The organism is Pseudarthrobacter sp. NPDC080039 (assembly GCF_040702335.1).
GTDB lineage: Bacteria > Actinomycetota > Actinomycetes > Actinomycetales > Micrococcaceae > Arthrobacter > Arthrobacter enclensis_A.
This window is the reverse complement of the sequence record NZ_JBFBKY010000002.1, coordinates 267,789-288,371: the sequence shown is the minus strand read 5'-3', so window position 1 is coordinate 288,371 and position 20,583 is coordinate 267,789. Positions and strand designations below refer to the sequence as shown.

At 67.1% G+C, this 20,583-nt stretch carries 17 protein-coding genes; 10 read left to right on the top strand and 7 right to left on the bottom strand.

Going from position 1 to position 20,583, the window contains the following annotated elements; genetic code table 11:
* The first annotated feature begins 58 nt into the window (after positions 1–58).
* On the top strand, positions 59–424 hold the full coding sequence (locus AB0313_RS03255) for a hypothetical protein (RefSeq protein ID WP_307307151.1): 366 nt from the start codon (positions 59–61) through the stop codon (positions 422–424).
* A gap of 68 nt (positions 425–492) precedes the next feature.
* Complete coding sequence (locus AB0313_RS03250; RefSeq protein ID WP_366303548.1) at positions 493–1,752, top strand: S8 family serine peptidase; 1,260 nt, start codon at positions 493–495, stop codon at positions 1,750–1,752.
* 60 nt (positions 1,753–1,812) lie between these two features.
* Here AB0313_RS03250 and AB0313_RS03245 read toward each other — a convergent pair whose 3' ends face one another.
* The gene (locus AB0313_RS03245) at positions 1,813–4,293 is read right to left on the bottom strand and encodes a PKD domain-containing protein (protein WP_366303546.1); all 2,481 of its coding nucleotides are present in this window, start codon (positions 4,291–4,293) and stop codon (positions 1,813–1,815) included.
* Between the two features lie 342 nt (positions 4,294–4,635).
* Between AB0313_RS03245 and AB0313_RS03240 the strand changes: the two genes are divergently transcribed.
* On the top strand, positions 4,636–5,415 hold the full coding sequence (locus AB0313_RS03240; RefSeq protein WP_366303544.1) for an SDR family oxidoreductase: 780 nt from the start codon (positions 4,636–4,638) through the stop codon (positions 5,413–5,415).
* A 9-nt stretch (positions 5,416–5,424) separates the two neighbouring features.
* Here AB0313_RS03240 and AB0313_RS03235 read toward each other — a convergent pair whose 3' ends face one another.
* Positions 5,425–6,714 carry a GAF domain-containing protein gene (locus AB0313_RS03235; RefSeq protein WP_366303542.1) on the bottom strand — a complete coding sequence of 430 codons (1,290 nt, stop codon included), beginning with the start codon at positions 6,712–6,714 and terminating at the stop codon, positions 5,425–5,427.
* Positions 6,715–6,856: 142 nt separating this feature from the next.
* On the opposite strand from AB0313_RS03235, the gene AB0313_RS03230 reads away from it, so the two are divergent.
* The 6 genes from AB0313_RS03230 (at position 6,857) to AB0313_RS03205 (ending at position 15,765) form a co-directional block, all read left to right on the top strand.
* Positions 6,857–8,647, top strand: a complete 1,791-nt coding sequence (locus tag AB0313_RS03230) for an NAD(P)/FAD-dependent oxidoreductase (protein ID WP_366303540.1) — start codon at positions 6,857–6,859, stop codon at positions 8,645–8,647.
* A 14-nt stretch (positions 8,648–8,661) separates the two neighbouring features.
* Positions 8,662–9,717 (top strand): 2,3-butanediol dehydrogenase, encoded by a 1,056-nt coding sequence (locus tag AB0313_RS03225; protein ID WP_366303539.1) that lies wholly within the window; start codon positions 8,662–8,664, stop codon positions 9,715–9,717.
* A 90-nt stretch (positions 9,718–9,807) separates the two neighbouring features.
* Positions 9,808–10,530, top strand: coding sequence for a hypothetical protein (locus AB0313_RS03220; protein ID WP_366303537.1), 723 nt, complete (start codon positions 9,808–9,810; stop codon positions 10,528–10,530).
* Between the two features lie 40 nt (positions 10,531–10,570).
* Positions 10,571–11,248, top strand: coding sequence for a class I SAM-dependent methyltransferase (locus AB0313_RS03215; protein WP_366303535.1), 678 nt, complete (start codon positions 10,571–10,573; stop codon positions 11,246–11,248).
* A complete protein-coding gene (mgtA, locus tag AB0313_RS03210; RefSeq protein WP_366303533.1) occupies positions 11,245–13,962 on the top strand; it encodes a magnesium-translocating P-type ATPase in 2,718 nt (905 codons plus the stop codon). Before AB0313_RS03215 ends, mgtA begins: the two co-directional genes overlap by 4 nt.
* A 123-nt stretch (positions 13,963–14,085) precedes the next feature.
* A complete protein-coding gene (locus AB0313_RS03205; protein ID WP_366303531.1) occupies positions 14,086–15,765 on the top strand; it encodes a GAF domain-containing protein in 1,680 nt (559 codons plus the stop codon).
* A 28-nt stretch (positions 15,766–15,793) separates the two neighbouring features.
* Here the strand turns inward: AB0313_RS03205 and AB0313_RS03200 are convergent, their stop codons facing one another.
* The 3 genes from AB0313_RS03200 to AB0313_RS03190 all read right to left on the bottom strand — a co-directional run bounded on the left by AB0313_RS03200 (position 15,794) and on the right by AB0313_RS03190 (position 17,471).
* On the bottom strand, positions 15,794–16,480 hold the full coding sequence (locus AB0313_RS03200; RefSeq protein ID WP_366303529.1) for a response regulator transcription factor: 687 nt from the start codon (positions 16,478–16,480) through the stop codon (positions 15,794–15,796).
* Positions 16,481–16,570: 90 nt separating this feature from the next.
* A complete protein-coding gene (locus AB0313_RS03195; RefSeq protein WP_366303527.1) occupies positions 16,571–16,912 on the bottom strand; it encodes a hypothetical protein in 342 nt (113 codons plus the stop codon).
* Between the two features lie 19 nt (positions 16,913–16,931).
* A complete protein-coding gene (locus tag AB0313_RS03190) occupies positions 16,932–17,471 on the bottom strand; it encodes a hypothetical protein (RefSeq protein ID WP_366303525.1) in 540 nt (179 codons plus the stop codon).
* Positions 17,472–17,811: 340 nt separating this feature from the next.
* On the opposite strand from AB0313_RS03190, the gene AB0313_RS03185 reads away from it, so the two are divergent.
* The gene (locus AB0313_RS03185; RefSeq protein WP_366303523.1) at positions 17,812–18,513 is read left to right on the top strand and encodes a hypothetical protein; all 702 of its coding nucleotides are present in this window, start codon (positions 17,812–17,814) and stop codon (positions 18,511–18,513) included.
* Between the two features lie 16 nt (positions 18,514–18,529).
* Here the strand turns inward: AB0313_RS03185 and AB0313_RS03180 are convergent, their stop codons facing one another.
* Entirely contained in the window at positions 18,530–19,600 is a 1,071-nt protein-coding gene (locus AB0313_RS03180; RefSeq protein WP_366303521.1) for a tellurite resistance/C4-dicarboxylate transporter family protein, read from the bottom strand.
* Between the two features lie 44 nt (positions 19,601–19,644).
* On the bottom strand, positions 19,645–20,553 hold the full coding sequence (locus tag AB0313_RS03175; RefSeq protein WP_366303519.1) for an SRPBCC family protein: 909 nt from the start codon (positions 20,551–20,553) through the stop codon (positions 19,645–19,647).
* Positions 20,554–20,583 lie beyond the last annotated feature (30 nt).

The window sequence follows — 20,583 nt, the reverse complement described above, 5'->3', positions numbered from 1 at the left end:
CCAAAATTCAGCCACCACCCGCCATGGTGGCGGATGGCCTGTTCAAAGGAAGAAAGCCATGGAATCAGAACAAGCGGGCAACGGCGGCGACGCAGCCTCCGGGGCGGGGCACGTCTCGGCGAGGGAATTGGCCGGGGCCGAGGATGCGCGGCGGGTGCTGCTGCCAATGATCAGCGCCATGTCCTCCCTCGCCGCCAACCCATCCGCGGCGGCCAAGTTTGCCGAGGGGATCCACACCCAGAACAACGAACTAGTCAGGGCCGCGCTGCGCGAGGTGCGGACCGACCTGGACATCGAAGTGGGACCCGGGCAGGACGAAGGCCAGGTCACCGGCGGGGCCATTGCCCGCACCACCAGCGTCTCCATCCACATCAGCTGGCACCATGGCCTGGACATCGACATCAAGGTCACTAAGAAGAAGTAGCAGGGCCGCGCGCATTTAGGGCTTTTACCCCTACCCGGATGGTGCCCGGTGTGGCATAGATAGCCCGCATGAAAAGAATCATCCTCGCCTGTCTTACGTCAGCACTCATGGTCCTTGGGCCCGTCCCGTTCGCCCTTCCCGCCAATGCAGCGGGAGGGGCGCCGGCCACCTCGGCACACATCCTGGTCAAATTCCGCGACGCCGGTGCTGCCGCCGGCGGCCTGCATCGGTACAGCCTCAGCCAGGGCTCCGACGTCGGCGGCACCGGGGCCACGCTGGTCAGTGTGCCGGCCGGCAGCGAAAGCCGGATCATCGACGCGCTCAGCCGGGATCCCGCCGTCGAGTACGCGGAGGCGGACCAGCCCGTGGGAGCCGCCACCTCGGACCAGTACTTCCCGCGCCAATACGCGCTGCAGAACGATGGCCAATCCTTCACCAACACCGCAGGCGACATCACCGTTCCCGCAGGGACCCCGGACGCCGACGTGGACGCGGTGGAAGCTTGGAACACCACTACCGGCAGCGGCATCAAAGTCGCCGTGCTGGATTCCGGCGTCGCCAGCGACAACCCGGACATCGCGCCCAAAGTGGTGGCGCGCGCCAACTTCAGCAGCTCGGCCACCAAGGCCGGCGACCCCGTGGCCGAGGACTACTACGGCCACGGCACCCACGTGGCCGGCAACGTTGCAGCTACGGTCAACAACACCATCGGCGTCGCCGGCGTGTGCCCGGGCTGCACCATACTGGCCGGCAAAGTCCTTGACGACAACGGCGTCGGGTCCAGCTCCGCCCTGGCCAACGGCATCAACTGGGCGGTCAGCAACGGGGCCAAGGTTATCAACATGAGCCTTGGCGTGCGGGCGTCCCGGACCTTGGAGACCGCGGTCAACAACGCCTGGAACAAGGGCGTGGTGCTGGTGGCCGCCGCGGGCAACGGCGGCAACCAGACCAAGATCTACCCCGGCGCCTATGCCAACGTCATCGCCGTTGGCGCCACCGACAACAACGACCTGAAGGCCAGCTTCTCCACCTACGGCGCAAGCTGGGTGGACGTCGCGGCCCCCGGAGTGAACGTCTACTCCACCTTCCCCAACCACCCGTTCGTCCTGGCCACCCAGAACAACCGCTCTCAGGGCTACGACGTGGGCAACGGAAGCTCCATGTCCTCAGCGATCGTGGCAGGGGCCGCCGCGCTCGCCTGGAGCTCGCATTCCGGTGCCACGAACGCCTCCGTCCGGGCCGACATCGAGTCCACCGCGGACAAGGTTGCCGGCACCGGCACCTACTGGGCTTACGGCCGCGTCAACGCCGGCAGCGCCGTCAAGTAATCCGTCTGCCGCTGTCAGCCGGCCGGCTAAGGCGGTTGCCCTGGCCGGCCGGCCGGCAAACTAGCCCGCCGGCTTCAGGGCCGCCTGCCACGCGGCCACTGCGCGTTGTGCGCTCAGGGTCCAGGTGGCCGTTCCGGTTGCGCCTGCTGTTGCTTGGACCTTGTCGGCGAGTTCAGCGATCTGGCCCCCTGCCGCCTGCCACTGCTGAGTCCAGCCGCTTGGCGGCGCGGACACCATGGGCGAGGCGCAGTCGCAGCCCACGCCGCCGATCACCATGGCGCCGTTGGTGGCGGTAGTGGTGCTGGGGGCGGTGATGCTGGTGGCGCTGTATGAGGCATCCACGGCCGTCACCACCTGGGCATCCAGCGGCGTGGTGTTGTTCACGCCCCGGTAGCCGGTGATGCCGCCGCCCCACTTAGCGGCCGCGCTCAGGGTCCAGGCATAGCTGGCAGGATCGGACGAGCCCACAACGTGGTAGTACACGTAGACCCTGGCCCCGGAGGTGGAACTGCTGTTGATGGACAGCCCGTTCACCATCGCGGTCCAGCCGGCCGGGACGGACGCCATGCCCGGGTTGGTGTCCACGGTGATGGCGGCAACCAGCACATCACCGGCCGCGGTTCCGGCGGGGGCGCTGATGGAGACCCCTGTCACCGCCGTTCCCGAGTAGGTGGTTGAAGATCCGACGGCGGTGATGCCGCTGGTCGTGGTGGCCGTGCCGACCGTAATGGTGGTGTTCGCGGAGCTGGACCCGGCGCTGTTGGTGGCGGTGAGCTTGGCGGTGTAGGTTCCTGCCGCCGCGTAGCTGTGGGACGGGTTCTGGGCGGTGGACGTCCCGCCGTCGCCGAAGTCCCAGGCCCAGGAGGTGGGTGAGCCGGTGGACGTGTCGGTGAAGCTGACGTTCAGCGGTGCCGTCCCGGAGGTGGGGGAGGCCGTGAAGGACGCCACCGGCGCCGTGGTGGCCGTGCTGACCGTGATGGTCTTGGTGGCGGAGCTGGACCCGGCGCTGTTGGTGGCGGTGAGCTTGGCGGTGTAGGTTCCTGCCGCCGCGTAGCTGTGGGACGGGTTCTGGGCGGTGGACGTCCCGCCGTCGCCGAAGTCCCAGGCCCAGGAGGTGGGTGAGCCGGTGGACGTGTCAGTGAAGCTGACGTTCAGCGGTGCGGTCCCGGAGGTGGGGGAGGCCGTGAAGGACGCTACCGGTGCCGTGGTGGCCGTGCCCAGGGACCGGTCAGAGTACCAGTAGGTTTTCGCGACGTTGTCGCTGGCCATGACCACGATCCCGGTGGAGCTGTTCACACCCTGCTTGGTGGTGGTCACGTCGTTCATGTTGGATGACGAGGCGCTCTGGATGACCGGGGTCCCGCGGCCGCTGCCGAAGGACGGGTTGTCCATTGACGCTGTTTTCTCGTAGATACTGCCTGCAACCCCGGAGTATGCGCAGCTGCTGACGGACGTGGCCGGAGCCGTCTGGAACGCGTGGACAAGGTTGTTCGTGGTGTCCAGCACAATCTGCGGCCTGCTGACGCAGTCACCAACCGTCGAGATCGTCGACTGCGTAAAGGCCCCCGTGCCCGGCTTGAACACGAGGAGCAGGAGCTGCGGCAGCGTGGTGTCAGAGGAAATGTCGTTGAGGCTGGTCTTAACGGCGGCGAACACCCGGCCGGTGGTATCGGACTGCAGCGACTTGAGGTTCATGTGGTCATCGGCCTGCCCTTTGCCCTGGATGGCGGGCTGGAAGTTCCAGGACGATGACGCGGTGGGGGAGGTCCCGTCGGTGCGGGTGGCCCACCAGACCGAGCCCGTGAGCTGGTCGCTCCACATCACGCCGATCTTGTTCTTGGCGAAGGACACGACGGCGGAGATGTCATCGGGGGCGGGATGCGGATTGGAGACCGGGATGACGAACGGTGTGGCCCAGCTGGTGCCGCCGGCCGCGGAGTCGTTGACGTAGACGGTGTTGGTGTAGCCGCTGGTGCTGTTGCCGGACACCTGCGTCCACGTGGACCAGATGGCGCCGGTGCTGTCCTCGTCGATGGTCATGGACTCACTGCTGTTGTTCGTGATGACCGTTGGGAAGCCGGCGTCCAGTGTGTACTTGCCGCCGGAGTAGCTGTACCGGTACAGGTAGGCGGGCTGTCCTGAAACGGAGTCCTTGGGGCTGGCGTCGGTGGACACGGTGACCACGTGCGAGGCGATGTACAGGTGGCTGCCGTCCCACATGGTGTCCGCCAGGGTGCTGCTGCGGCTGTCATTGACCACGCCCGTGTTCACCCAGGTGGCGGTGGGGCGGTCCAGCCGGTAGATGCTCCAGCCACTGCCGCTGGTCCACATGTCCGCCCACCAGGAGCCATCGTTCCACCACAGCTTGCTCTGCGGCTTGTCCGACGTCGGCGGGTTGGCGACGCCGGAATAGGAGATGCTTTGCCTGCCGTAGACAGGATCTGCCGAGGCCGCAGGTGCCCACCCGAGCGGGGCCAGGGCTGCTATCAGGGCCAGGACCAGTGCCTGCCGTAACCGACCAGGGATGGCAGCAATCTTCATGGCGGGCTCCTGGGTGCTGATGTCGCTCAGACAGATTTACTTGTCTTGGGGTCCTTGCCCGCCGCCCCAGACACGACGGAACCCCTGAAGGTCACAGGATAGGTCTGAACCAGGCAACCGGCAAGTGATTGGACTTATTCGCCCGCGGCCCCCCTATTCGCGGCCCCGGTACCCCCTATTCGCGGCCCCGGATAAACCCCTATTCCCGGTTCCCCGGAAACGGGGCCCGCGGCCAGCCGGGGAATCCGGGGGCCGCACGTGGGCCTTTGGACTCTGGCCCCCGCGCCCTCCTGCGGGGCAGAGTAGGCGCCCGACCTTAACCAGCCAGGGAAAGAAGGCACCATGCCCCGCACCTCCGTCATCACCGGCGCCGCCTCCGGCATCGGCAAGGCAACCAAGGAACTGCTCGAGCAGCGGGGTGAACGCGTCATCGGGGCGGACCTTCACGACACCGAGGTGGTGGCCGACCTCTCCACTGCGGAAGGACGTTCCGGCCTGGTGGACGCGGTGCGGGAGGTCAGCGGCGGCAGGATTGATGCCATCTACGCGGTGGCCGGCCTCGATTTCCCAATCGCGGCCACTGCAGCTGTGAACTTCTTCGGCGCCGTGGCAACCCTTGAAGGACTCCGGCCCCTCCTGAAGGACTCGGACGCCCCGCGTGCCGTGGTGGTTTCGTCCATGGCGGCCCTCTTTGCCACCGACGACGAGCTTGTGGCGCAACTGACCACCGGCGACGAGGCCGGGGCCATGGCCCGCGCCGAAGTCCTGGCCAAGGAACCCACCACTGGCGGCCTCATCTACTGTTCCAGCAAGCTGGCACTCTCCCGGTGGGTCCGCCGCCAGGCTGCCACGGAAGCCTGGGCCGGTGCGGGAATCCCGCTGAACGCCGTCGCGCCCGGCGTCATCGCCACCCCCATGACGGCCGAACTGACCGCCACGGAGGAGGCCCGGACGGCCCTGCTGAAACAGGTCCCCATGCCGCTGAACGGCATCGCCGACGCCATCGTCGTTGCCCGCCTGCTGGCCTGGCTCAACAGTGTGGAGAACACGCACCTGTGCGGGCAGATTGTCTATGTCGACGGCGGCAGCGACGCTGTCATGCGCGGCGACTCGGTCTGGTGAAGGGCGGTCTTAACTAAGGCTGCACGCAGCGCGGAACGCCAGGTATCGCGGATCACCGCGTCCCACCAGCCGGCCCAGCGCGTCGACGGCCAGGAAATCCGCGGAGCCCATATCAGTGGCAAGCCAACGCACCAGCAGTGTGGCGTCGCCGCTGGCGCGCACCGCTGATCCCACGGCCATGTCCAGCTGGTCCCGGAGCAACTGGATGGCCAGCGTGCCGGACCGGCTAAGCAGGGGAGCGCGGTACGCCTCCAACGCTTCGGCCACCAGGCCCTCGCGGAGCAGGCGCAGCACGCGGCCCGAGTCGGAGCACCCGGCCAGGCCGGGCGCCAGCCGGTAGGGGCCGGACTCCACCGCGCCGCCCAGCATGGACCGCACCCGGAACATCTCGGTCCGGATGGCCTGCGGTGTCCCCGCGTCACCATGCAGCTCGTAGGCCAGTTCCTCCGCAGACCAGCCCTGGGATCGCGAATCCAGCAACGCCAGGATCTCGGCCCGGCGCAGCGTCAACGGCATACACCGGCCACCGGCGGACACGGCCGCGGGCTTGTCGCCCAGCAGCTCCAATGACTCGACAGCAGCCGCGGGAGCAACCCGGGCCGAAGGTTGCCCGGTGGCACGGGGCGGGGACGGGGCACCCAGGGAGGCGCCGGCGTCGGACGTCCCCAACAGGGCTTCCGCCACCCGCACGGCGCACCGCACCATCCGCAGGGTGTCCGCGCTGATGGTGTCCAGCGGTCCTGACACGTCCAGGACGCCCAGCACGCGCCCGGTGGCGGGATCGGTGATGGGCGCGGCCGTGCAGGCCCACTCGTGGTGCGTCCGGACCAGGTGCTCGGCGGAGAACAGCTGCACGGGGCTGCCGGTGATCAGGGCCTCGCTGATGGCGTTGGTGCCGATGCCGGCCTCGGACCAGTCCGCGCCTTCCAGGAACTCCAGCTGGTCGGCCCGCCGCAGCACGGACGGGCTGCCCACCCGCCAGAGGATTTCGCCGCTGGAATCGGTGAGCACCAGCAGGTGCCGGCCGGAGCGTGAGTCGTCGGCCAGGAGGTCGCGCAGGGCGGGCATCACCTGCTGCAGCCGGTGGTCACGCCGCAGCTCCAGCACCTCGGCAACTTCATGCAGGTGGCGCGGGCTGTGCTGGTCAGGGCTGATGCCCAGGGCCATGGACCGCCGCCACGACTCCACCAGCGGCGTGGGAATCTCGGGCCGCGGGACACCGGAGATGACCAGCTCGTGCGCACGCCGCAGCGTCCGCGCGTACCGTGCCGGGTCCGAGAACTTCAGCCCGTGGTCCACTGTCTCCTCCTCACAGCCGGCACCCTTGCCGGATCCGTGTAACGCCGCTGTTACCCCCGCAGGGTTCCACTGGTGATGCAGCTCACGCCCGCCCCAGCATATCGGGCAGGCGGAGCCCAAGGAACAGCACAAAGGAGTGGAGATGACCCAAACACCCACCGCTGCGGCACAGGCCTGGCTTGCCGGCCTGGACGATGCGCTGCAGCGGCGCGACGTGGACGCCGCGCTGGAGCTCTTCGAGGACGGAACCTACTGGCGGGACTTCGTGGCGTTCACGTGGAACCTGAAAACCCTGGAGGGCAAGGCGGACATCCGCCGCATGCTGGAGGCCACGCTGGACCACGTGCAGCCGGCGAACTGGGCGCTCTCTGAGGACGCCACCGGGGACGCGGAGAATGTGGAAGCGTGGTTCACGTTCGAGACCGGCGCCGCCCGGGGCTATGGCCACCTCCGGCTGCGGAACGGCAAGTGCTGGACGCTGCTCACCACCATGCAGGAACTGAAGGGCTTCGAGGAGAAGAAAGGCCCGCGGCGCGAGCAGGGCGTGGCGCACGAGATTGTCCGCGGCCGCCGGTCCTGGAAGGAGCTCAAGGAGGAGCAGGAAGCCCGCCTTGGCTACGAGGAGCAGCCCTACTGCGTGATCATCGGCGGCGGGCAGGGCGGGATTGGCCTGGCCGCCCGGCTCAAGCGGCTGGGCGTGCCCACCATCATCGTCGAAAAGAACCAGAACCCCGGGGACTCCTGGCGCAACCGCTACAAGTCCCTGCACCTGCACGACCCCGTCTGGTACGACCACCTGCCCTACCTGAAGTTCCCGGACGACTGGCCGGTCTTCGCCGCCAAGGACAAGATCGGCGACTGGCTGGAGCACTACACCCGCATCATGGAGGTGAACTACTGGTCCGGCACCGAGTGCGTCAAGGCAGCGTACGACGACGTCACCCAGGAATGGGAGGTCAGCGTCCTTCGCAACGGCGAACCCGTGACCCTCCGGCCCAAGCAGCTCATCTTCGCCTTGGGCGTTTCCGGATACCCGAACATTCCTGCGTTCGACGGCGCGGAGACCTTCCTGGGCGAGCAGCGGCACTCCTCCCAGCATCCCGGCGGCGGCGACTGGACGGGCAAGAAGGCCGTGGTGATCGGCTCCAACAATTCTGCGCACGACATTTGTGCCGACCTCTGGGAGCACGGTGCCGACGTCACCATGGTCCAGCGCTCCTCCACGCACATTGCCCGCAGCGAATCGCTGATGGACCTGGCGCTGGGGGACCTGTACTCGGAGCGGGCGCTCGCCGCCGGCGTGACCACGGAGAAGGCGGACCTGCTCTTCGCCTCCCTGCCGTACCGCATCCTGCCGGAAGCCCAGGTGCCGGTTCACCAGGAGATGGCCAAGCGTGACGCGGAGTTCTACTCCCAGCTGGAGGCGGCAGGCTTCGACCTGGACTTCGGCGTGGACGGTTCGGGCCTGTTCGTGAAGTACCTGCGGCGCGGCTCCGGCTACTACATCGACGTCGGCGCCTCCCAGCTGATCATCGACGGCCGGGTCAAGCTCAAGTCCGGGCAGGTCGCCAAGATCACCGGCAATGCCGTGGTCATGGCCGACGGCACGGAACTCGAAGCCGACCTGATCGTCTATGCCACCGGCTACGGGTCCATGAACGGCTGGCTGGCGGACCTGGTCTCTCCCGAGATCGCGGACCAGGTGGGCAAGTGCTGGGGGTACGGCTCAGACACGCCAAAAGACCCTGGTCCGTGGGAGGGGGAGCTGCGCAATATGTGGAAACCAACCAACGTCCCCAACCTCTGGATCCACGGCGGCAACCTGCACCAGAGCCGGCACTACTCCGCCTACCTGGCGCTGCAGCTGAAGGCCCGGATGGAAGGACTCGACACCCCCGTCTACGAACTGCAGCCCAGCCACCACACCCGCTGAATGGAAGGACCATCATGAAGGCAGCACGTTTCCACGCCCGCAAGGACATCCGGATCGAGGACATCCCGGAACCGGAGCTCCGGGCAGGCGCCGTGAAGATCGACGTCGCGTGGTGCGGCATCTGCGGCACGGACCTGCACGAGTACCTGGAAGGGCCCATCTTCTGTCCGGCGCCGCGCCACCCGCACCCGCTCTCGCACGAGGAATCCCCGGTGACCTTGGGGCACGAGTTCTCCGGGACTGTGTCTGAAGTCGGCGAAGGTGTGGACGGGCTGGCCGTGGGTGACAACGTGGTCGTCGAACCTTACTTTGTGGACGGGACCTGCGACATGTGCCAGGCGGGCAGCTACCACCTGTGCCGGCAGATGGGGTTCATCGGGCTGTCCGGCGGCGGGGGAGGGCTGAGCGAGAAGATCGTGGTGGACCAGCGGTGGGTGCACGCCATCGGGGACATTCCGCTGGATGAGGCGGCGCTGATTGAGCCGCTGTCCGTGGCGCACCACGCGGTGGCCCGCAGCGGCGTGAAAGCGGGCGACACGGCGCTGGTAGGTGGGTCCGGGCCCATCGGCCTGCTCACCGCGGCGGTCCTCAAGGGCATGGGCGTCACCACGATCATCAGCGAGCTCACGCAGGCCCGCAAGGAGAAGGCCACCTCCAGCGGCGTTGCCGACCATGTGCTGGATCCCAGCAAGGAGGACGTCCCGGCACGGGTCCGCGAATTGACCGGCGGCACCGGGGCGGACGTCGCCTTCGAATGCGCGGGGGTGAACGCCGTGCTGGACACCATGCTCGACGCCGTCCGGCCCGGCGCCGTGGTGGTCAACGTGTCCATCTGGGGCGCGCCGGCCACCGTGGATATGCAGAAGATCGTGCTCAAGGAGATCGACCTGCGCGGCACCATCGCCTACGTCCGCGACCACCCGGCCGTGATCAAGATGGTCCAGGACGGCAAGGTGGACCTCAAGCCGTTCATCACCGGCCGGATCGCCCTGGAGGACCTGGTGGAACAGGGCTTTGACACCCTCATCAACCACAAGGACACGGCGGTAAAGGTGCTGGTGCATCCCTAAAGGGCGGCTTAAGTCCCTGTTCCCGCGCAACCCTCAGGCGTAGCTTGAATGTGGGCCCGCAACGGCTGGCCCACATTCAAGGGGGGCACGATGACCAGGCCCAGGCCTACCGTATTCAGTATTCTCGGGCTCAGCGGCCTGATGATGCTCACCGGCTGCTTCGGTCCGCCCAGTCCGTCCCCCACCAACACGTCCGCCACCTCGTCCGCAAGCGCCACGGCCGGCAGCGCCAGCCCAAGTACCACGGCGACTGCCGGCACGACGGCGACTCCCACCACCACGGCGACCCCAACTTCGCCGCCGGGCACCTCAGCCGCGCCCACCACCACGCCTGCCGCGCCGCCGTCGTCCGCCCCCGCCAGCCCGCCGGCAACACAGCAACCCACTCCCACAGGCCTCCCCGAACAGACTGCCCCGCTGACGGTCTACTACGTGGCCGTCGGGGACAACGGCGTCTCGGGGCCGAAAATCGGCTGCGGTGACAGCCTGGTGGCCACCACCACGGCGCCGGTCACCTTCACCGACCAGGTGGGACCGAGCATCAAGACCCTGCTCGCCAACAAGAGCCGCGACATCGGCATGTCCGGGCTGATCAATGTGCTGTACCAGTCCAGCCTCACGTACCTGGGCGGCGAACTGGACGGCAGCACCATCACCATCTGGCTCTCCGGGCAGTTCATGCTGGGCGGCGTTTGCGACATCCCGCGGGCCAAGGCGCAGCTGGAGTACACGGCCATGAGCGCGTCGGGCGCCACCAGCGCGCAGGTGTTCGTGAACGGCCGCCCGATTGACGAGGTGCTCAGCCTTAAATGATGCGGATCCACAACCCGGGGGACCGGGAAGACGCAGCCGGATGACGGGCAGGGACGGGACGGAGCGCCTGCAACACCCGCTGTTCGCCCGTGCGTTTGCTCGCGCCGTGGGGACTATTGACCGGCGCGGCGCCGCTGAGCACCGCCGGCGCGTCCTGGTGGGCCTGCACGGATCAGTGATCGAAATCGGAGCGGGCGCCGGATCCTCCTTCCCGCTGTACCCGTCGGCGGTCACCCACGTCCTGGCCCTGGAACCGGATGACTACCTGCGGGGCGTGGCCCGGGAACAGGCGGCCGCCGCAAGTGTCCCCGTGACCGTTGTGGCCGCCGCCGGGGAACACATCCCCGCTGAGACCGGCAGCGTGGACGCCGTGGTGGCCAGCCTTGTCCTCTGCGGCGTCGAGGACCAGGCCGCGGTGCTCGCGGAGATCCGGCGGGTCCTGCGCCCCGGCGGAACCCTTGCCTATTACGAGCACGTCCGGTCCGCCCATCCAGTGCTGGCGAAGGTGGAAGACGTGGTGACCCCGGTGTGGGGCCGGTTCATGGGCGGCTGCCACCTGAACCGGGATACGCTTGCCGCCATCACCGCGGCAGGTTTCAAGGTGCAGGACAACGAGCGGTTCGGCTTCGCCGTCCAGCGGCTGAACCCTTCCCTCGCCCACATCCTGGGCACGGCCACCAGTCCAGGACCCCCGGGAACACGAATGGATCCGGCATGACAGACCTGAACGTCCAGGAGCGCAGCAGCCTCCAAGTCCCCATCACTGAGGCCGCCAGCCTGACAGCTGACCAAACCCTCGCGCGGCTGGGTTCCGGGCCTGACGGCCTGGCTCAGGATGAAGCGGCCATCAGGCTGGAGCAGCTGGGCCCCAACGCCGTACGCACACACCGCGCCAACGCCTGGGCCGTGCTGGGACGGCAGTTCGCCAGTCCCATCCTCATCCTCCTGCTCGTCACCGCGGGACTATCGCTGTTCCTTGGCGATGCCACCAACTCGATTGTCATCGGCGTGATCCTGCTGGTCAGTGTGGGGCTGGGTTTCACCAATGAGTTCCGTGCCGAACGGGCCTCTGAAGCGCTGCATGACCGCGTCACCCACCGCGCCGTGGTGCTGCGCGGCGGAGCCACAAGGGAAGTGGATGTCACCGCGCTGGTGCCGGGCGACGTCGTCCATCTCTCCCTGGGCGCCATCATCCCGGCGGATATCCGCCTCCTCACCACCAACAATCTGCTCTGCGACGAAAGCATCCTCACGGGGGAGTCGCAGGCCGCCGCCAAGGACCCCGCACCGGTGCCCGCCGGCGGGGCACTGGCCGACCTCACCTCGTGCGCCTTCATGGGCACCGTGGTCCAGTCCGGCGGCTGCACCGGCGTGGTGGTGGCCACCGGCGCCCGTGCAGAATTCGGCCGGATCGCCCTGGGCCTGGGCGAGCGGCAGCCGCAGACCGAGTTCCAACTGGGCCTCAAACGGTTCTCGTTCCTGCTGCTGCAGGTGGCCGTGGTGCTTACGACGCTGATCTTCGTGGCAAATCTGCTGCTCCAGCGCCCGCTCATCGAGTCACTGCTGTTCTCCCTGGCCATTGCGGTGGGCATCACGCCGCAGCTGCTTCCCGCCGTCGTCAGCACCTCCCTGGCCACCGGCACCCGGCAGCTGGCCAAGCGGAAAGTGCTGGTTAAACGGCTGGTCTGCATCGAGGACCTGGGGGACATGGACATCCTGGTCACGGACAAGACCGGCACCCTCACGGAAGGAAGGATCAGCTTCACCCGCGCACTTCCCGTTGAACCGGGCCTGTCCGACGACGGCCTGCGCACCCTGGGGCTGCTGGCCACGGAGACGGACTACGCGGAGGCAAAGGCCTCCTCCGCAGGGCAGAACGCGCTGGATACCGCGCTGTGGGACAGTCCAGGGGCGGCCGGTTTTGAACCGGCCCGGTACGAGCGCGTGGACCTGATCGGCTTCGACCACCAGCGCCGGCGCACCAGCGTCCTGGTCCGCGAAGCCGGTGGCCCCTCCCGGATCATTACCAAAGGTGCACCGGAGGACGTCCTGGCCCTGTGCGGGCCCACCCCACCTTTCATTCAAGCGCTGCTGGACGAGCAGTTTGATGCCGGCTCACGGGTGGTAGCCGTAGCTACCCGGTCGGCGGCCGGGCTGGACCGACTCACCCCCGCCGACGAGCGGGGCCTCACCCTGGCCGGGTTCCTCGTGTTCCTGGACCGGCCCAAGGCCAATGCGAGGCAGTCGCTTGACCGGCTTGAGGCCCTGGGGATCTCGATGAAGATCGCCACGGGTGACAACGCCAAGGTGGCAGAGAAGGTTTGCGCCGACCTTGACGTGGACTCCGGTGGCACCCTCACCGGGGCGCAGGTTGAAGGAATGTCCGACGCCGACCTGGCCGCCGCCGCCCGGACGGCCACCATCTTCGCCCGCGTCTCGCCCGAACAAAAAGCACGCATCATCGCCTTGTTGCGCCTCAGCGGCGGATCGGTGGGCTTCATGGGCGACGGAGTCAACGACGCCCTGGCACTGCACAAGGCGGACATCGGCATATCCGTGGACACGGCAACGGACGTTGCCAAGGACGCCGCCGACGTCGTCCTTTTGGACAAGGACCTCGGGGTGCTGGCGGACGGCGTCATGGAGGGCCGGCGGATCTTCGCCAACACCATCAAATACGTATTGATGGGCACGTCCAGCAACTTTGGCAACATGTTCAGCGCCGCCACCGCTTCCGTGGTGCTGAGCTTCCTGCCCATGCTCCCTGGCCAGATCCTGCTCAACAACCTGCTCTATGATTCCGGCCAGCTTGCCATCCCGGGGGACCGCGTGGACCAGGAGCAGCTGCGGGCGCCCTCGCACTGGAACATCGCGTTCATCCGCCGGTTCATGCTGCTGTTCGGTCCCATCAGCTCACTCTTCGACTTCGCCACGTTCGCCCTGATGTTGTTCGTGTTCTCGGCAGCGCCGGGTGAGTTCCGCGCGGGCTGGTTTATCGAATCCATCGCCACCCAGACACTGATCATCTTCGCCATCCGCACCCGGCGCGTTCCGTTCCTGCGCAGCCGGCCGTCCGCGGGACTGCTCGCAGCGTCCCTTGGCGTGGTAGCCCTGGGGGTGTTCCTGCCGCTGTCGCCCCTGGCCAACGTGCTGGGCTTCGACCCCCTGCCCGTGCCGTTCTTCCTGGCACTTCTGGCCATGGTAGTGGTCTACCTGGTGCTGGTGGAACTCGCCAAGCAGTGGTTCTTCGCCCGTGACGCCCAGCAGCTGCCCGCCCCACCCCCGCCAATCCGGCGGCGGCAGGCCACCCACCATATCTCCCGGCGCGCCTACCGCTTCAGCGCCCCCGTCAAAATTCCGGCGGTTAGGCTGCCGGCGGGTGGGCCGGCCGGCAGGAGACGGCGGTCAAGGCAGGGAAGACCTGTGCCGTAATCGTTAAGGCGTCGGCCCCCGGGGGTTGTTAGCATGGAGGGTAGGGACGCTGGGGGCTCCTCAAAATGTATTCAAAGGTGATGCAGTTCGCCCTGAATGCGTTCGATCTTTGGAGCGTTTTTCATGTGGCGTGAACCAATCAGGCGGCGGACCCGCGAACTTTTGCGGGAATTTGTAGACAGGGCAGATGAACTTGTCCGGACCCAGGAACATGTCGAAGGCCTGCTCGGGGCGGTCGTTTCCCTTACGGAGGACCTGAGCCTGGAGGCAGTGCTTGACCGGGTGGTGCAGTCCGCCTGCGAGCTGGTGGGGGCGCGGTACGGGGCGTTGGGCGTGATCGGGGATGACCAGCAGCTCAGCCATTTCATCACGGTTGGCATCGATGAAGACGGTACCCGTGTCATCGGCGACCTTCCCACCGGCCATGGCGTGTTGGACCAGCTGATCCAGGAGCCCCGGCCGTTAACTCTTCATGACCTGGGTGAGCATGCCGTCTCCGTCGGCTTCCCGACCAACCGTCCGCCGATGAAGACCTCCCTGGGCGTTCCGGTGCGGGTCCGGGATGAGGTCTTTGGGAACCTGTACCTGACTGAGAAGATCGACGGCCAGGATTTCACGGCCGAGGACGAGGACCTGGCAGTTGCCCTGGCCTCCGCTGCCGGCGTCGCCATCCAGAACGCCAGGCTCTACGAGGACAGCAACAGCCGACAACGGTGGCTGGAAGCGGGAATGGAGGTCAGCGACCGGCTGAAGGCCCGGCCAGGCTCCGATACGGACAACCTGGAAATGATTGTGGACCGGGCACTGCATGCGTCAGTCTCGGCGTTGTCGCTGATTGCCTCCGTCGCCGGGGACGGGAGCCTTCGGTGCCGTACCGCACTGGGGGTTCAATCAATTCCCGCGGGTCAGGAGCTGCCGGCCGGGGAAGTGTTGGTCCGGGTGCTCGCCACCGGGGAGTCGGCGGCCCTGACGGACCCGCTGCAGGTGTTTGACGCGGCGTCAGCGGAGAAGCTCGGGCCGGTCCTGGTGGCGGCCTTGGGAAGTGACAGCGACGGCCAGCGCCAAAGTGTGTTGATCCTGGCCCGGGCTGCCGGGGCAGCGCGCTACACGGATGTGGACGTTGAACAGAGCGCGGTGTTCGCCTCCCGGATAGGCCTGACGCTGGACCTGCTGAAGGCGAACCAGTTACGGGAAGAGCATGCCCTCTTCATCGACCGGGAAAGGATCGCCGCGGACCTGCATGACCTGGTGATCCAGCGGCTCTTCGCTGCAGGACTGAGCATCCAGGGCCTGCGGCGCTACACCTCCGACCCCATTGCGCATGAGCGCCGCATTGCCGGGATCACCGCGGAGTTGGACGACTGCATCCATCAGCTACGGGACACCATCTACTCCCTGCAGGCCCGGGAACCCGACCGGGAGCTGCTCAGCGGCCGCGTCCTGCGCGCCGTCCAGGAAGCTGCCAACGCTGCCGGCTTCCTCCCCAGGATTCAGCTCTCGGGCCCGGTTGATGACGCCGTGGGCGATGAGGTGGCCGAGCAGTTGCTGAGTGTGCTTCATGAAAGCGTCAGCAACGCCGTCAGGCATTCAGGATCCCAGGACATCCAGGTTGTCCTCGCTGCCCAGGAGGGCGAGGTGGTCCTCACTGTCCGCGATCACGGGTGTGGTTTCAGGGACCCCCAACGGGTCAGCGGCCTGGACAATATGAAGAACCGGGCGGCCGCCCTTGGCGGATCCTGCAGCATCGACAGCACCCCCGGGGAAGGCACCAGCGTCAACTGGACAGTGCCCCTCCCGGATTGACGGCCCAGTTTCTTAGTACCGCAGTTTCTCAGTGCAGCAGCTCCCACGCCCGCGGGATGGGAGCAGGAAGCAGCTGGCCGCGCCGGCGGAAGCCCAGATTTTGGAGCACGGAGGACACGCAGGCGGCAATGGCGGCGTCGGTCAACAGCAGTTCCTGGCCGATCTGGTGGTTTGTCATGCCCCGCGCCATGAGGGCCAGCACCGTGCGCTCCGTCGGCGTCATGGATCTTAACCAGGGCGCCGAAGCTGTTGCATGGAGGTTCCCGGCCACTCTTTCCCTGACTCCGGCCCCGATTGTCGGAATCCCCGCGGCGGCGCTGCGAATGCAGTTGAGCAGTCCGTTATGGTCTCCGACCCGCTTGATCACGTACCCTGACGCCCCTGCCAACACTGCTGCCCGCACGGCATGCTGCTCATCCCAACTGGTCAGGATCAGGCATTTCACGTCGGGGGCTGCGGAGCGCAGCTCGCGGCACACCTCAATGCCCGTTCCGTCCGGCAGCCTGTCGTCCAGGACCGCGATGTCCGGCTGCAGGACGTGGATCAGGTGGATGGCTTCCGCGGCTGATCCGCTGTCGCCGACGATCTCGAAGCCATGGTGTTCAAGCAGGTCGCCAAGGCCCTGCCGGACCATTTTGTGGTCGTTCAGGATGAAGACGCGGATGGGCTGGGCAGGGGATCTGGCCTCATCCAGGGGTGCTGCTGGTGTATCCATGAAGACGCTCTCATCGAATCGATGCCCTCCCCGGCTGCCTCTGCGTGCCGCCGCCCCGTTCGAAAGGAACTCCAGTAAATCATTCGGCACTTACGGCCACGCAATTCCCAAGGCTGTACCGCCTCCCAAGGCTGTACCGCCGGAAGCCGGAATGTCACGCCTGGCGCCGCACACCGGGCATTTGGTGGTGCGGTCCGGACCCTTGACCCATTGGTGTGACTCCTCCAGCCGGTACTCGTACTTGCCGCCAAGCTGCTGGAGTTGGTTCAGCGCAACGCTGGCGGCCTCCCACGAGCTCCAGCGGCCCACCTCTGCGCCGGTGTCCCTGGAAATGGTATTGCAGCCGCCATCACCAAGTTCCGGGGCAACGGCCTGCCTGTTGGACGGCCCGTTCCCGCTGTTCACAGCCTTGTACTCTTCCAGGGTTGCCATGGTGCTATCCACCTCGAGATCAGGCCGCCTTCGGCTGGGGGCGGAGGAGGAAGTCTTCCAGCGACTCGAAGGTGGCCACGGCGTCCTCGAAGGCCGGGTTGCGGTGCGGATGGAGGCGGTGCAGGAGCCCGCCGTTGTACTGGAGGCGGCGCCGGGCGGTTCCCACTGCGCGGCCGGCGTACTCCAGGTCCCCTGGATGGCGCGGCAGTGCCCGGGTCACGCACTGGATGGAGGTCAAGGCGACAGCAAGGATGTTGGCGTCCAACTGCCGCCCGGCCGTCCGGTGGTTCCGCAGTTCGGCGGCAAAGCCGTCCCACACTTCGCGGGCTGCGATGCGCGCTACTTCCGTCCGGGCCTCGTTTGCCGGCAGCCCCCTGCCCGTGAGGTCTTCACAGAGGCAGTCGAAACGGGTGCGGAGTTCCTCTGCCTTCCTGCCCGCTTCGGTTCGGGTGGACACTGCGGATTTGAAATTGGACGGGTGAAGGAGCATCGCCCTCCGGCGTGCGGCTTCGGCCCGGGGCACGGGAACGGGACGGAACGTGAGGATGTCAGCGGACATGCCGGTCCTTTCAAATTCCAGCCAGCGTGCAGGGTGCGCTTGCGCGGCGGCGGGGCGACCTCTTTGCCGCCACCGCACGGATTGTCGCTGGGGTCTTCGGGGGGATTGCCTTCCGGCCTCGCTGCTTGAGGACCCGGTGGCGCTTTTACAAGCATGCCAAGCATCCTGAACCCTGCTATAGGGCTAAAGGTCCTGTCTCGGGCCTGGTCCCTTACTGGTTTGTTGGCTGCGGGCAGGTGGAAGGCGGGGGCTTTATGCCCTGTTTCCGGCAGGGGGCCGGTCCTAGCCTGAACGAAGGAAGCGCGGCGTACGGCCGCGTGCCGGACCCGGGAGGCACAGGGTGAAATCGGCAAACGCAAGCATCATCACAGGAGTCATCCTCATTGCGCTCGGCGTGCTGTTGCTGCTGGACAGGATGGGCGTGACGGACACGGGAGCATTCGTGGCGCCCCTGATCTTCGCGGCCGTTGGCGTGTTGTTCCTGTCGCTGTTCGTCCGGCGCCGGGAGAACTGGTGGGCGGCCATCCCCGGGTCCGTGTTCCTGGGCCTGGCCGCCGTCATCACAGCCACCCAGTTCACGGCCGGCACCTGGGGTGCAGCGCTCCTGTTCCTGTTCATGGGTGCCGGTTTCGCGGCCGTGTTCCTGCGGGAGCCCGGGAACTGGTGGGCCCTGATCCCGTCCGGCGTCATGTTCACCCTGGCGGTCATTGTGGCCCTGCCGCAGGCACTGCAGGGCACGCCAACGGCCGCCGTCCTCTTCCTGGGCCTGGCGGCCACCTTCGGCGTGCTTTCCCTGATCCCGGTGCGCGTTGATGAGGCCAGCAGCCAGACGGAACGGATGAGATGGCCGTTGATTCCTGCGGGCATCCTTGCCGTCATGGGCCTGATCTTCGTGCTGCAGGCCATGGCCGTGCTTATCCCCGTGGATTTCGCCTTCCCCGCGGTGATGATCCTGGCCGGCATCGCCCTCATGGTCTACGCCTACCTCGCCCACCGGGACGGACGCCAAAGGGCCCACGGCGCAGGGCCCAAGGCAGGCTGAACCCTTACGGGACAGTTCACGGCCGGGTCGGTGCAAGCAGCGTGGCCCACAGGTGCCACAGCATGCCGCCCAGGGTGGCCAGGAACGCGGCAACGGCCAGCCACAGTTCCGCGCGGCCAATGGCAGCCACCAGCGGGAGCTGGTCGGCGCGGCCAAGGTAGATGCCCGCCACGGCGTACATGCCCAGGGGAAAAATGACGCTCCACAGGCCCGGCTCGTAAGCCAACGGCACCCGGTGGACCAGGTGCCGCCACCAGCCGGCGGCCAGGAGCACGGGGAAAAGCCATGAGGCGAACGACCAGAACACCACCGAGGCGCCGGCCACCAGACCGCGCGTCGCATCCACCATGGGCGCTCCGGCCATCTCCACGATCCGGGCCCCCGCCAGGACGCTGATGGCCATGGCGCCCATGGCCACAAAGTAGGCCGGGCGCAGGTCCTGCGGCCGGATGGGGTAGGTCATCAGCCGCAGCGAGACGAAGATCCCCACGGCGGCGTACAGGATCAGCCCCACCGACCAGGCAACGACGGCGACCAGGGCCAGCGCCGCTCGCCAGTCCGGTACGGCCAGCGGCTCGATGGACGCGGCCGCGACCGCCACGGACTGGCTTGCCACGCACCAGATGAACCACGACCCGTTGGCGTCCTTCACCACTGGCCGCTCGGACCTGCCCAGCACGGCTGTCCAGGGCACGACGTAGCCGAGCACCACCCAGGCAAGCACCGCAACCACCAGGAGTGCCGCCGTCGTGCCATGCCATCCCGCCATGCCAAGGCGCGTGCCCAGCACGTTCGTCCCGGCGATGAACGTGAAAAAGCCGAAGGCCCGGCCCGGATCCAGGAAGTCGCCGCGCATGTCCGCCGGGAATCGGGCCAGGCGGAGCACGCTGAGCGCCAGTATCACCAGGTAGGAGAGCGCACACACCGTCAGGAGCGCCAGTGACAGGGCATGGAATCCTTCCAGTTCAAGTCCCACGGAGATGATGCCGCTGGCCATGGTGAGGGCGAAGTAGCCGGGGGTAAGCGTCCGCACCGCATGCTTTGCACGGGAGCCGAAGGAGTGCCGGGCGTCAGTGGCGGTGTCCATCCACCAAGCTTAAGGCCGTCAAATCCTGCGGTGCGGAGGGCGGTTCACCGTGCCCCGGCCTGGGCTTCCGCTCTTGCCTTGATGCCGGCCAGCTCCTCTGCCTGGCTGCGCTCCGACATCTTGATGGCCAGTGCGTCAACGGCGGCCTCCGCCATGTTCCGGGGGACCACATCGGACCGCATGCTGAGCCGGGTTCCGCCCTCTTCGGGCGTCACCTCCACTTTGAAGACAGGACCCAGGGCAGCTTTGGAGGTGAAGTGCCTGTTCGGTACGTACTCGGTGTATTCGTGGGTGGTCCTGAGCGGTATGCCAAGGACTGTCCACGCCGCCCGGAAGGTGGTCCCCACACCCTCGGGGGTGGTCTTGAGCTCCGAAATCTCAACATTGGGACCCAGCCAGACCCGTGGATCCTTCACCATGTCAAACACCACATCCACGGGCGCGGCGATCATGATGCTGTCCCGCCACGTCAGGGTCTGGCTGAACCCGGCGTCGCTTGATTCCGGAACCGCCTTCTTTCCGGTCTCCACCAGGCTCTTGACGTTGGCCACCATGCCCTGGATGTCGTCTTCGGTCAGCCGGACGAACAGTGCCTGGACGGGGACCCGGACCACGGGCGCACCAATTTCCAGGGCGGACTCCACCGTCAGTTCCGTGCCGCTGCCATTGACCGGCTCCAGGGAGAACGTGATGACCGGCCCCACGGATGCCTTGGAGACAATGCGCTTGTTGGGCACAACGTCCCGGTATTCATGCGTGACGTGCATGGGTATGCCCCACGTCTTGGCGGCCCACCGCGCAGAGGTGCCCACGCCGTCGGGCTTGATGTCCAGCTGGGTGACGTCGCTGTCTCCCGGGAACGCCTTCATCCAGTTCGTCGGGTCGCTGAGGAAGGTGAACACCGTATCCACGGGGGCCTTGATCACAGTGCTTTGAAGGATGTTCCTGCTCATGTTCTCGCTCCGTTCTGCCGCGCGCGGGTT